Genomic DNA, 12,970 nt, shown 5'->3' with positions numbered 1-12,970 from the left:
CCAGCCAAACCTCCTTATGCCGCAAACCCGCTAAAGGGGTGCCCGTCAACGCGTTAAACGTATGTTTGCACGCGCCACATCGATACCGTTGCAAACCGGAAGCAGAACCCCACCGTGCTACCGGCCCTTCTCCACAATGTGGGCAGACGGGATGCTCGGCAACGCGGGATTCCAAAATCAAATGTACGGTCTGCTGCTGCTCGACGGCATGGATCTGATCTTTGATCTGTCGGCGCTGGTTCGGCGTCAGGCCAGCCAGGGCCCCCTTCAGTTTGCCAAATTCCTCTGAGTTCATGCACACCTCCAACTCTTTGATTCATCACACTGTGAAGCATACCACAAATCAAAGATGACATAGCCTTGATCCAAAGGCGCAAATGACAGCGGCCAGCAGGCCCCTAATAGCAAGCCTGCGATTACTCGCAACAGGGAGAACGGCATACCCACTCAGGAAATCGACGTCATGATTTTCTGGAGGCTATGAGGACCCAAACCATACTGCATTTTCCACTGGCCCTGTTTATCTAAATATAACAGCGTTGGCGTTGCCTCCTCCCCAGTGCGAGCGAGCAATTGCGTATTACGGGTCACCGCTTGACGAATAGACGCGAGAGGACTAACTGCGGGGTGTATGCCACCTTCTTCTGCTGCCACGTTGAAGTGGGATTCATTAAATGCTAGTGCCTGCGCGGGATGTTTTGCCATGAGCACGGCCGCTGCCTTGGCAGCACTGGTTGGTTTGAGAAAGCCCACTAGCACCACCCGCAAATGTAGTTTTCCGGCATGGATAAGGGGTAACGCCTTTTCATAGAACTTGTGGCAGAAGATGCAATTTGGATCCATGAATGCGGTTAACTCTGGACCCTTGTCCCCGACCAAAAAGGTGTCAACATGCTTTACCGATGCAGCAATAGCTGCCGGATTCATCGGCTTGGGTGTGATACCCATGCGTATGGCCATCTGTTGAGAGAGATCCTGTCCTTGCGCATTCAGTACAGCACCTGGGACCACAGCCTCATTCTTACCGACAACCCATACCATACCCGTGTGGTCGGCTACGGAGACCCAGGCTGCCGTCAGCCCACGGGGTCCTGGAAGTGTTTTTAACACCTTCACCGGGCTCGACGCATGAAGAGCTTTCTGTAAAAACCCCGGCGAGACGAGTGCGTCCGCAGTGGCACCCATAGACAGCGTGGCAAGTATGCCTGACATGAGCAAATTGAGTGATTTGGTGTTTCGCATTTTTTCTCCTTCGATAAAATAGGCGTACGTGCCTGCTATACCACTTGCCGCTACCCGCGAATTATTGGAATCGTAGACTGAAAGCGACGGGAACATAGCGTACCGTGAGTTTGCCCGCTTTGATCAGAGGAACTTCATGCTCGTACATCACATGGCAATAGGGACAATTAGGATCCTGGAAATCGTAAATAATCGGACCCTGATGCCCTTCCTGAATATACAGGAGGTGATGCGGGAGTATCTGGTTCCAGAGAATGCCTGCGGTCAGCTTTTTGGGCGGTGCCGTCTGCGCCACAACGGATGAAATCCCCGCTATTGCCATGCTGCAACCCAGCAGACCGATCATCACCCATTTCATTGCTACTGTTCTGGAAGAATGTGTCATGTGGTTATTTTTTCCTTGAGGCCAGTTATTTCAGATTGGGGAGCATAGTCAGCAGTTCCCCGTGGGACACCATGCCGGGGATCAAACCGGTGCTGCCATTTTTGTGCTCATACAGTATGGCGGGCACACCCATGGAATGGGCGCTTTGCAGCACGGCCATATTCACTTTCAGAGCATGCGTGGTCTGCGGCAGCGCTTTGGCTTGAGGTAGTCCGGCAGGACCATGGGTCCCCATGGGAGCAGCGAAACTCTTGGCGGCCAATACTTCAAAATGCTGCAGCGTGAACACCCGATGCGGGGCTTGCAGGAGTGCTGCGGCTTCAGGAGTGCTGCTGGGCATCAGGTAGGCGACCGGCACATAGCGCACCGTGAGCTTGCCCGCCTTGATCAGTGGTTGCTCCTCGTCGTACATGCCGTGGCAATAAGGACAATTCGGATCAAAAAAATCATAAATGACGGGTCCTTTGTGGCCTTCTTGGATATAGGTCAGTCGCTGGCCGATATCCTTCCAATAACTGCTCTGAGCCATTTTTGGTAAAGGCGGAAGTGCGGTGGCTGCCATGGCAGCTCCTGTGCCCAAGATGCCGACCAGAATGCCGGATACCATTGTCAGTTTTGTGATGCGGTTCATAGCGGTTTCCTCTTGCTGTACATCGACCCCATTGGGGTGAGATTTGGTCATGATCGTTCTTCCGGGTTTATGCTGTTTACAAAGTTGTAAATTATTAGAGAATAGAAGCTTTGAGTAGTTCATCTTCAAAAATACACGACTTCATCTGCAGCGCTGATTCCATCCGGACAGCTCCTTCATGGAGTTTTTGCCAACGTCGGCCGACAAAATTTCCATGGCTTGTGCCTTCAGAGATCTCCCGCAGCACTGGACCTCCAGGTCCAACTCCAGTGGTTTCCCCAACTCCGCTTCTTCACTGTTCCATATGGTCCCCATAGACAGGTGTATATTAGCCAATATGAGCCACAGTTGAACAACAAATCATTCTATTAACAATTTCTGACATTGTAATTCTTTATAGTGCTGGTGCCTCAGTGCTGAGGAAATAAGCGGCTTGCTTACCACGCTATTTTTATCATGATATATGAATACAAGACAATTTTAGATGTTATTCGAAATTGGCAAGCTATAATAAAATGTTATCGGCAGGAAAAACCTTTAAGCGGGTGGCATGGCTATTGCTTTACGCAATCCGGTGATTCATTTGAGCTATATCTCCGCCGGAGAAATGAGTCTCCATAGAGCATGTAAAATTAGCCACCTTATTATCGTCCGAAATTTCCGATGTCAGGGCCGGAGCATTTTGCAATCCCTATGACTTCAGCAATCTACTCAATACGGACTGGCCAGTTGCTGCGGGGTGTCCCCTTACTCTGACAGTGTTTAGCATGGGGCAAACGAGTTACGTGGTGTATGGGCATGTCCCGTGAAGTCACACATTATCCTAAATTCTAGCATTGGACCTTGGGTTCAATAATTTCGTCATTCCGTATTGAAAAGGAGCTGGTTATGAGCAACATGATGAAAAGGCGCGAGTTTATCAACAAGTCCGCATTGGGCATGGTGGTGGTGGCAGGGTCTAGCTATTTGATACCGGGCATCGCGAACGCCGCCAATGTCCCCGGTTGGCCTGCCGCGCCATTCGACGCCAAGGTCCTTGACAAGGCCATGGAAGCTAGTATCAAAACCACTTCGGTTACGACATCACCTAAGGTGCATCTCACCGCACCCACCATCGCCGAAAATGGCGCGGCCGTGCCGGTTACCGTGGATGTCGACTACCCCATGGACCCGGATGATTACATCGACACTATTTATCTCTACATCGACCACAATCCTACCCCGCTCGCCAGTGAATTTCACTTTACCCCGGCCAATGGGCGCGCGTACTTCCAGGAGCGCGTAAAAATGGCAAAAACAGACCATATGCGGGTAGTGGCCAAGACCAACAAAGGGGTGCTCATGGCCTCCGCGCCGCGGGAGGTGAAAGTGACGATCGGCGGTTGTGGTGGTTAACCGCTGAGCGTTTTATCGTCCATTCATTTTATCTGGAGATTTCAACATGTCTGCAATTGGTAATCCAATGATTCGTATGCCCTCTTCTGCCAAGAAAGGAGAGATCGTCGAGGTCCGTTCATTAATCATGAACCCCATGACCACCGGGCTTCAGAAAAACAAGGCCGGGAAAATCATTCCTGCGCACTTTATTCAGACCGTGGAGGTCACCTTCGGTGCCAAGCCCCTATCTCACCTGGACTGGAGTACAGCGGTTAGTGCCAACCCCTATCTTGCTTTCAAGATGCGTGCCGAAGACTCTGGCATATTGGAAATGACCTGGAAGGATAATCAGGGCGGGGTATGGTCGGCCAAAGCCTCTTTGAAAGTGGCTTGACCCCAGCAGCCCGCAGAGGTGTTCATGAATGAAATGTAGAACGGAGAGTATATGAATTTAACACGCAGAGATTTTATGTCCATCATGGGGATTGCCGGATCGACAGGCTTCTTGTCTCCCGCTGCTGTGGCCTCTTCCTGGGGTTCGGGTAAGGATCCCTATGAGGTTCCGGAATATGGCAATGTGACACTGCTGCACATCACGGATACGCATGCACAACTGCTCCCCGTCTGGTGGCGTGAACCGGGCACCAATATCGGCACCCGCCCACAAAAAGAGTGGGGCATCACTCCGCACTTGGTAGGGAATGCCAAGCTGGCTTATTATGATATACAGGCAGGGACGCCGGAAGGCTATGCGCTGTCCTGCATGGACTTTGACACACTGGCGCATAAATATGGCAAGATCGGTGGTTACGCGCATATTGCCACCTTGGTAAAACGTTATCGTGAGCAGGTGGGCAAGAAAGCTATTCTGCTCGATGGTGGCGATGCCTGGCAGGGGTCAGCGACCAGTCTCTGGACCAAAGCCGAGGATATGGTAGGGGCCCAAAACCTCCTGAAGGAAGACTACTTCGTGGGTCATTGGGAGTTTACCTATGGCGCAGATCGGGTCGAATATCTCCTGAAGCACAAACTGCAGGCGAAGTTTCTCTCTCAAAATGTTTTTACGATTCCATGGGATGAGCCAGTATTCGATCCTTATGCGATTCACGAGGTCAGTGGTCGAAAGGTGGCCATCATCGGGCAGTCCTTTCCCTTCACGCCCATTGCCAACCCCGCCTATTTCACCCCGAAGTGGTCATTTGGCATTCATCCGGGCCATATGCAGAAGATGGTGGATGAATGCCGGGAGAAGCATCACGCCGATCTTGTCGTCGTGCTTTCCCATAATGGTGCGGATGTGGACAAGAAAATGGCCTCGCAGGTCAATGGGATTGATATCATCCTCGGTGGACACACCCATGAAATCATGGGGCCTAAGCCGGTCATGGTGAACAAGACGTTGATCATCAATACCAGCACCAACGGGAAGTTCCTGGCCCGTTTTGATCTGGATGTGGGCAAGGGAAAACTGAATGGATGGCGTTTTCACTATCTGCCGATTATCTCCAACATGATTCCCGCTGATCCGGAAATGGTCGATTATATTCATAAAGTACGTGCACCCTATGCCGAAAAACTGGCAGAGCCATTAGCCGTTACCGAAAGCCTTCTCTATCGCCGGGATAACTTTAACGGAACTTTCGACCAGATTATCTGCGATGCGCTACGCGAGGAAATGGATTGTGAGGCCGCATTCTCGCCGGGTTTCCGCTGGGGCTACTGCAAGCTCCCTGGGGAAACGATCACCATGGAAGATGTTATGGGCCAGACAGCTATCACGTATCCACAGGTAACCGTGACAGAATATACCGGCGCTGAATTGAAAAACGTGATGGAGCAGGTGGCCGATAATCTGTTTAATCCTGATCCCTACTATATTCAGGGTGGCGATATGATCCGCGTGGGGAATATTCAGTATACGATGGACCCTAGCGAAAGCATCGACAAGCGGATTACGGATCTGCGCGTGGGCGGGAAACTCGTGCAGGCGAGCAAGCGTTATAAGGTAGCTGGCTGGGGTGCCATGAATCCGGTGGAAGGTACACCCGTCTGGGATATTTTTGCCAAATGGTTACGCTCCAAGAAGACGGTCAGTGCCGAACCTCGCGACTTGCCGGTATTGACCAAGAACATGCAGGGAAATCCCGGTATTGCCTTTCCGAAGGAGTATGATCTGTAACGATGATGGATAAACGAAGCGCGGGGCCACCTTGTGAGGTGTTGCTCCGTGGCTGCGATGGAGGTTTCGATGGATGAGTTTAGTATCTGGCATCTGATTTTGGTTTTATTGATAGGAGAATCGCCCCCTTATCCAAAAGCCTGGGCCGGATTCACTACGACATTAGTAAAATCCCGGAGTTTCAGTTGTGGGCGCAGATCGCTGAGAATCGCCGCTTTCGCCACGGGTAAGGCCTGCCAGGCATTATTACCACCATCTTCGACCACCGCCGCCACGGCAATTTTCGGATGATGCAAAGGCGCCCAACCGATAAACAAAGAATCGTTATTATAAATCGTCCGACCATCTCGATAACCGACGGGGATTTCGGCGGTGCCGGTTTTGCCGGCCATAGACAAACCGGGTGTGGCCATACTTTTACAGGTACCACGGGTGATGCAGGCAACCATCCCTAGACGGACGGCACGTAAAGCAAAGGCGGGAATATGCAAATCACGGGGGGGCGGTTCCCGCAGTTGCTTACGCGCTCCCGTCTCGGAATTGACCAGGGCATTGACCGTATGAAGATGCACCAGATAGCCGCCGTTAGCAATGGCAGATACCGCACGCACCAGTTGCAGGGGTGTGACCAGCAAGTAGCCTTGCCCGATACCCAGAATGACCGAATCCCCGGTGTACCAGGGCTGATGAAAGTGCGTCTCTTTCCATTGTGGAGTCGGCACGAAACCACTGACGCTGCCGGGCGTATCAATGGGCGCCGGATGCCCGAAGCCGAAGCGCCACAGTGCCGCATCCTGACGATGAATCCCCATTTTAATGGCCAGCTTGTAGAAGAAAACATCCACCGACCAGGCCAGCGCTTTGGTCAGTCCGGTCTCGCCAAAACCTGAGCGATACCAGTCCCAGTACACATGTCCGCCAATGCGCAGATAGCCGGGACAAAACGTATGAAAACCCGGGGTAATAATTTTATCCTGCAGGGCTTCCACAGAATAAAAGGGCTTGATGCAGGACCCTGGTGGATACAAGCCTTGGGCTACCCGGTTGAGCAGAGGGCGTCCTTTGTCGTGCAGCAAGTTGTTCCAGTGGGCATCGCTGATGCCATCGACGAACCAGTTGGCGTTAAAACTCGGATTGCTCACACTGGCCAGCACGGCACCGGTACGCGGATTGACCGCCACCAAGGCACCACGAAAATGATTGCGTCGCATCACCAGGGCAACCGCCTTCTGCACCCGCAGACGCAAGGTGGTCAGCAGATTATCACCCGGTGTCGGCGCAATATTCCGGAGCTTGGCGACAGGCACGCCGGAAGCATTGACCTCTTTGATCTGATAGCCGAATTTACCTCGCAGGGTACGCTCGAAGGCAAGTTCCAGACCGCTCTCTCCGATGACATTCCGGTATAAATATTTCTGCGGATCGAAGCCTTTGAGGTTCCGGGCGCTGACTGGTCCGACATAACCAATGACCGAGGTAAAAAGACTGCCGTAGGGATAATAACGATGCCACTGAGCCGCTACCTGTACCCCTGGAAGCTGCATTCCGCGCACTGCAATCGCGGCCATATCCTGCTGATTTAAATGATGCTTAAGAATACGCGGAATATAGCCTGGTTTATCATCCAGCGTCGCCTGCAAATGATGTATGGTTTTGGGCGAAAGCGTTACCAGCTTTTGCACAATAGCCAGAGTTTTATGCAGAGACCGCACCTCATCCGGGATCACTTCCAGCACGTAGCGCGGGCGATTGGCCGCGAGAATGGCGCCGTGATCCGCCAAAATCAGACCACGTGCCGGAGCCACCGGCACGATGGCGGTATGGGTAGTCTGGGCCATTTCGCGGAAGCGTTGATAATGAATCACCTCCAGATCGACGAGGCGCCAGATGAGATAAAAAAATGCCAGGATAAGGACAACGAAAGCAAGTCCCATACGACGGCGAAACTGACGTCCTTTGCTATCGCCCGACACCATGGAAAATTTGGTCTCCGATTGCTGAATGAATTTGGTGCCTGCGACTTTCCATGCTGCAGATCAGATCCTCTCGCCAAGCCCCCGGCTTAGTTGAGAGGCGAAACGGGGTCCTAAAGTTCCCGCTCAACTCCGGACCGCATCACTTCAGACTCGGGAACTTCCCGGCAGAACCCGGCGTCTTATGCCAGATGAATATAACCCGTGACGATGCAAGGACAACGCAAAGTTTCAGCATGGATTATCCACTGACCCCATCGTCAGGCAAGGTGAAAAGATCGATAGTATGATTATTTCTCAGATATTGGAGGTTCTGTTGATTCTCTCTGGAATTGCGGTTCTGACTTATCCGTCCAGTATTTTAGTGGAGTATTTCTTACGTCGCTGGGATCAGCATAAGGGATGATTGCGTCGGCACTGGGCCAGTGCTGATAAACAAGGAGCAAACAAATATGGGAATGAAGGAAAAATGGTTGCAGCCCCGCCGCTTGATGGTCGCCGCAGCAGCGACCGCTCTGGGTTTTGGTCTGGGTGCTACCGGCTGGGCGTATTCCGCAACAGGCAACCCCGGCAGCGCTCCCACCGTTGTCACCCCTGCAACTCCAAAAAAACTAGTAGATCTGCCGGACTTTACGCCCATCGTACAGAAATACGGGAACGCCATTGTCAAAATTGACGATTCTGATACCAAGGTTGTCAGCAACCAGCAGCAAAATGATCCCTTCCCGAAAAACTCTCCATTCTACCATTTTTTTCAGAGCTTACCCGGTGATTCACCACCCCAGAAAGAAAAAATGGAAGCCCTGGGTTCGGGGTTTATCATCTCTCCCGACGGCTATATTGTAACCGCTGGCCATGTGGTGCGCGGCATGCATCATATTATCGTCACCCTGACCAATCATCATGCCTATCCGGCCAAAGTGGTGGGGCTCTCGGTGCGTTATGACACCGCCTTACTCAAAATTGACGCCCATAATCTGCCTACTGTAGAACTGGGCAATTCCAAAACCATGAAGGTCGGTCAATGGTTACTCGCCATCGGCATGCCCTTTGGTTTTTATAATACGGTCACCCAGGGTGTGGTCAGCGCCCTGGACCGGCCCCTGCCCCATGACGATGAATATATCCCCTTTATTCAGAGTGATGTGCCCATTAATCCGGGCAATTCCGGTGGGCCTATTTTCAACATGGAAGGGCAGGTCGTCGGCATCAATGACCAGATTTATACCAATGACGGCGGCTATATGGGCCTGTCTTTCAGCATCCCAATCAATACCGCCATGCGTGCCGTTCATGCCTTTGAGCAGCACAAGAAGCCCACCTTCGGCTGGTTGGGAGTGGATGTACAGCAGGTTAATCCGCAGATGGCGAAGGCGCTGCATCTGAAAGAGCCGGTGGGTGCTCTGGTGGCTTCGGTTACACCCGATGAGGCCGCGGCCAAGGCCGGACTTAAGGCTGGAGATGTGATTGTCACCTATAACCATGCACCCGTTTACAGCGTCGGCCAACTGCCGCCTATAGTGGGTGATACACCGCCGGGTACCACGGTGCCCATAGGTATCCTGCGCCGTGGCAAGCCGGAAACCCTGCAGGTCACCATCGGCACCATGCCCCCGAAAATGCGTTACGTCACGGAGGAAAAAACGGAGGATATCCATCGTCTCGGCCTGCGCGTTACCACGCTGGGTCGGAACGAACAAAAACGTCTGGGCATCCATCATGGGGTATTGATCGAAAGCGTGTACCCCGGCCCCGCCGCGCAGTTGGGTCTGGTGGACGGTATGGCTATCCAGCAAATCAATCAGCAGGCGGTGAACAGCCCCGGGCAATTCCAGCATATCGTCAAGGGACTACCGGCCCATACGCCTATCCCGATGCTGGTGCGCAAAGGCAAGCAGAGTCTCTACGTGGTCGTCAGTCTGTCCCAACATTAACTCCTGACCGTAAAAGGACGCACCATGGCGTTAGACCCTCAGCAGCAGCGCAAGCGAAGTCTTATTTCAGGGATTGCCGCACTCTCTCTGGCGCTGGCAGGTGGTGCCGACACGGCTTCTGCTGCGCCCGTGCTCATGCCGTCGGCACCACCCCTGCCGGACGCTAAAAGCTACATCCTGATGGACTTCCAGACCGGCCAGATTATTGCCGAGAAGAACCCGAATCTGCAATTGCCCCCTGCCAGCCTGACCAAGCTGATGACCGCTTATCTCGCTTACGGTGCTCTCGCCAATGGCACCCTGCACTGGAATCAGCGCATTCACGTCAGCCGGGTGGCCTGGCATACGGGGGGCTCCAGCCTCTTCATTCAGCCTAACCTGCCTGTGACCGTGGATCAGTTGATGCACGGCCTGATCATTGATTCGGGTAATGATGCAGCGGTCGCCCTCGCTCAGGCTATCGCCGGCAGCCAGGCTGCTTTCGTCAATGAAATGAATGCGACAGCACTTAAGCTGGGCTTGCATGGTACCCATTACAGTGACGTCGATGGACTGCCCACCCCCGATCTGCATACCTCGGCGCGGGATGTGGCGCTGATTTCTCGGGATCTGATCAAAAAATATCCACAAATCATCAATATCTCCAAACTCAAATCGTATCGCTACAACCACATCACCCAGCGCAGCTGGAACCCGGCGCTCTTCGGCCACCCCAGCATTGATGGCCTGAAGACCGGTCATACCCATGCGGCCGGTTACTGCATGGATACCACCGCCATCCGTAACGGGCGACGGCTGATCGCGGTGGTCATGGGGACCCCCAGCTGGTCCAACGGCGTCAACTCGGTGGTAGCCCTGCTCGATTATGGTTATCACTTTACCGCCGATCATCAGGTCACGACGGCGGGCAAAGTGGTTGGCATCTATAGCGATACAGGCCTTAATCCCGATAAGCTGCCGGTCGCCGTCGCCAACAACGTGGATGTCACCATCCCCAAAGGCGCTGCGGATCATCTCAGCACCAAAGTCAGTTACCGGCATGTAGGCGTTAAAACCATTCAGAAAGACGAAGCCCTCGGCGAGATGACCGTGTCTCTGGATGGTAAAGTGCTGGCAATAACGCCTCTGGTGGCCACCGAAGCGGCCAAACCCGCAGGCACTATCGGCAGCTTGTGGAATCGCGTCAAACAATCCCTATAGGAGCAGATCATACAACGTGCACTTCGTGAACCTCCCCTGTTTCTGGGGCTGCTGGCATTACCCCTCAGCGCCAGTGCCCTGACGATGAACATCAGCAAAGCAGTCAACAGCCAGGTTATCTCATGGTCCAAGCGTGCTGTTTCCGGATCTTTGGGTAATATCGGGCTAGTCACAGAATGGTAGTTTATGCATATCTGCCCGTACTTGACCAGCAAAGAGCACTCCTTGCGGGCTCACTGGGAAACCCGCTTTTTGGAGTGCGGTCACCGTCCAAGTATTGCAGGTATGAAAAGCATCATAGGTGCCTGTGGAAGCAAAAAATGCGCTGTGCGGGTATGGCCCGGCCCCGAGATCTGTCAATTTCCCCAAAGAACTTATATAATAATAGCGGGTAAGATAATGATCCAGATGGCGCCGGTCAGACGCAGTGAGGGGGAGCCACCAAATTTTTACACCAGGCATATTACGGTCAGTGGGCTTGTACGATAAGGCTCTGACCAACAATACGCTGCGGGACGGAAACAACGCCGATATTCCGGACAAAATTCCAGGATCAGAGGTCATATAATACTGTCTGTTTCCCCATCCGAATATCCAGTAGCGTGGCGTCGCCCCAAAATACGGAGACAAATCCGCAGATAGTTGCCCCAGATCAATACTCGGTATAATGACTCCGGTGTGCCAACCGATATTTATAATACCCATCACTGCCGGGACATCGGTGCAGCTCATTGGAGCGTCAGTCGGTGTTGCCGCCACAGATACAGCTGGTGCAGTACACCCGGCCAAAGTTGCCACGCCAAGAAGGATCAGCACCGCGCGCAGAGCACCCACAGCGCTTATTTGCCGCCCAGTACCGCATGATAGACGAAATCGACCCGACGATTACGCTTCCAGCAAGACGCGTTGTTTTGGTCACAGAGCAGATTGTCCTTGCCGAAGGAAACCATTTGGATACGCGTGGCAGGTATTCCATCTGCTTCGAGAATTCTGGCGACGGATTCTGCGCGGCGGTCACCAAGGGCTAAATTATATTCCTGGGTGCCGCGCTGGTCACAATTGCCTTCGAGACGCACATCGACCCGGGGGAATTTGAGCAGAAACTGTGCGTTATCCTTGGCGATGCGGCGTCCAAGGGCGTTCACCTGGCTGCTATTAGTGGCGAAATGCACACGCAGATGCCTGGGTAACGCAGCCAGCTCTGCATCCGACAAATACTTATTCATCCCGCCCAGGGGACCGTTTATCTTTTGGTCCTGAACGCTGGGGGGGCGATACCGGTCAGTCGGCGAGGGCTGCGGCGCTGGCACCATGACAGACACAGGTTTTGCAGGCAATGGTGAGGGCTCTTGGGCACATCCGGCAAGGGGCAGTGAACAAGCTGCCAATATCAGCAAAGGCTTCCTTGGCCTGTCGCGCAAGCTTACGAGTGGCATTATGCTTACTCCTGTGTAAAGTGGATTGAGCCGCGACCGCAGTCATGGCTTTGGTGTCCAGTTTGTGACCGTTGTCGGCCATGTAAGTTTCAGCACCAAATCCGCGTCACACGGGACTGCCCGAAATGCTCTTCCGGCCAGCCCCACTGTTGTGTACTGGGAGATGGATGATCGTGGCGATTGTACGGTACGCAATCTGGTCGGTTGAGTCATTAATTGATCTGCAGGCATGGTGAGGCGCCGCCGGCTTTTCGATATCTCACTGATTTTGATGGTTACCAGCGAGGCCGGACAGGAGTTTTTGCTCCAAAGCGTTGGCTTGCTCCGCAGTGGACTGGCAAACGGCGCTGGCAGGGTCGCGCGCGCATTCCAACTCGTCAGCCAACACTGCGGTGCCCTTTTTTTGCAACTGAGCCTGGCTGTTGCGGCTCTGCGGGGTACTGGTCATCCACGAAACTCCATAACCGAGCGCCGAAGAGAGTATGGTGGCCACCAGAAACACCAGTACCATGCGGGTAAACCCGCGTTCCAGTCCCTGCTCACCCAGATAATGCTTACTATACCAGGCAAATACCGGATAACTGACAACGCCTGCCACCAGACCCCACATTGG

The 12,970-nt window shown here is 53.3% G+C and carries 13 protein-coding genes; 5 read left to right on the top strand and 8 right to left on the bottom strand.

Features of this window, described 5'->3' with window-relative positions; all coding sequences use genetic code 11:
- The 4 genes from M7F93_RS05755 to M7F93_RS05740 all read right to left on the bottom strand — a co-directional run.
- Positions 1 to 295: transposase (locus tag M7F93_RS05755; RefSeq protein ID WP_463670957.1), on the bottom strand; the 295-nt coding region annotated here is incomplete at its 3' end.
- 152 nt (positions 296 to 447) lie between these two features.
- Positions 448 to 1,242, bottom strand: a complete 795-nt coding sequence (gene dsbG, locus M7F93_RS05750) for a thiol:disulfide interchange protein DsbG (protein WP_298170445.1) — start codon at positions 1,240 to 1,242, stop codon at positions 448 to 450.
- Positions 1,243 to 1,303: 61 nt separating this feature from the next.
- Positions 1,304 to 1,627 carry a thioredoxin fold domain-containing protein gene (locus M7F93_RS05745; protein WP_298170442.1) on the bottom strand — a complete coding sequence of 108 codons (324 nt, stop codon included), beginning with the start codon at positions 1,625 to 1,627 and terminating at the stop codon, positions 1,304 to 1,306.
- Between the two features lie 25 nt (positions 1,628 to 1,652).
- Entirely contained in the window at positions 1,653 to 2,309 is a 657-nt protein-coding gene (locus tag M7F93_RS05740) for a thioredoxin fold domain-containing protein (protein WP_298170439.1), read from the bottom strand.
- Between the two features lie 837 nt (positions 2,310 to 3,146).
- Between M7F93_RS05740 and soxY the strand changes: the two genes are divergently transcribed.
- From soxY to soxB, 3 genes are read left to right on the top strand one after another with little or no spacing between them, the layout of a single operon-like run.
- Positions 3,147 to 3,653, top strand: a complete 507-nt coding sequence (gene soxY, locus M7F93_RS05735; protein WP_298170436.1) for a thiosulfate oxidation carrier protein SoxY — start codon at positions 3,147 to 3,149, stop codon at positions 3,651 to 3,653.
- Between the two features lie 46 nt (positions 3,654 to 3,699).
- A complete protein-coding gene (gene soxZ, locus M7F93_RS05730) occupies positions 3,700 to 4,029 on the top strand; it encodes a thiosulfate oxidation carrier complex protein SoxZ (protein ID WP_298170433.1) in 330 nt (109 codons plus the stop codon).
- A gap of 51 nt (positions 4,030 to 4,080) precedes the next feature.
- Positions 4,081 to 5,814: a thiosulfohydrolase SoxB gene (gene soxB, locus M7F93_RS05725; RefSeq protein ID WP_298170430.1), complete on the top strand. Its 1,734-nt coding sequence runs from the start codon at positions 4,081 to 4,083 to the stop codon at positions 5,812 to 5,814.
- A 128-nt stretch (positions 5,815 to 5,942) separates the two neighbouring features.
- On the opposite strand, the gene mrdA is transcribed toward soxB, so the two are convergent.
- Positions 5,943 to 7,790 carry a penicillin-binding protein 2 gene (gene mrdA, locus M7F93_RS05720; RefSeq protein WP_298170427.1) on the bottom strand — a complete coding sequence of 616 codons (1,848 nt, stop codon included), beginning with the start codon at positions 7,788 to 7,790 and terminating at the stop codon, positions 5,943 to 5,945.
- A gap of 449 nt (positions 7,791 to 8,239) precedes the next feature.
- Between mrdA and M7F93_RS05715 the strand changes: the two genes are divergently transcribed.
- Both M7F93_RS05715 and M7F93_RS05710 read left to right on the top strand, forming a co-directional pair.
- Positions 8,240 to 9,721, top strand: a complete 1,482-nt coding sequence (locus M7F93_RS05715; RefSeq protein ID WP_298170425.1) for a Do family serine endopeptidase — start codon at positions 8,240 to 8,242, stop codon at positions 9,719 to 9,721.
- 24 nt (positions 9,722 to 9,745) lie between these two features.
- On the top strand, positions 9,746 to 10,921 hold the full coding sequence (locus M7F93_RS05710) for a D-alanyl-D-alanine carboxypeptidase family protein (protein ID WP_298170420.1): 1,176 nt from the start codon (positions 9,746 to 9,748) through the stop codon (positions 10,919 to 10,921).
- A 165-nt stretch (positions 10,922 to 11,086) separates the two neighbouring features.
- Here M7F93_RS05710 and M7F93_RS11920 read toward each other — a convergent pair whose 3' ends face one another.
- The 3 genes from M7F93_RS11920 to M7F93_RS05700 all read right to left on the bottom strand — a co-directional run bounded on the left by M7F93_RS11920 (position 11,087) and on the right by M7F93_RS05700 (position 12,967).
- Positions 11,087 to 11,626, bottom strand: coding sequence for a DUF2459 domain-containing protein (locus M7F93_RS11920; protein WP_366144702.1), 540 nt, complete (start codon positions 11,624 to 11,626; stop codon positions 11,087 to 11,089).
- A 134-nt stretch (positions 11,627 to 11,760) separates the two neighbouring features.
- Entirely contained in the window at positions 11,761 to 12,147 is a 387-nt protein-coding gene (locus tag M7F93_RS05705) for an OmpA family protein (RefSeq protein WP_298170417.1), read from the bottom strand.
- Positions 12,148 to 12,616: 469 nt separating this feature from the next.
- Positions 12,617 to 12,967, bottom strand: coding sequence for a hypothetical protein (locus tag M7F93_RS05700; protein ID WP_298170415.1), 351 nt, complete (start codon positions 12,965 to 12,967; stop codon positions 12,617 to 12,619).
- Positions 12,968 to 12,970 lie beyond the last annotated feature (3 nt).

Source organism: Acidithiobacillus sp. (assembly GCF_027322205.1).
Lineage (GTDB): Bacteria > Pseudomonadota > Gammaproteobacteria > Acidithiobacillales > Acidithiobacillaceae > Acidithiobacillus.
Note: the sequence above shows the minus strand (reverse complement) of the source record. Positions and strands in the feature narration are given on the sequence as shown.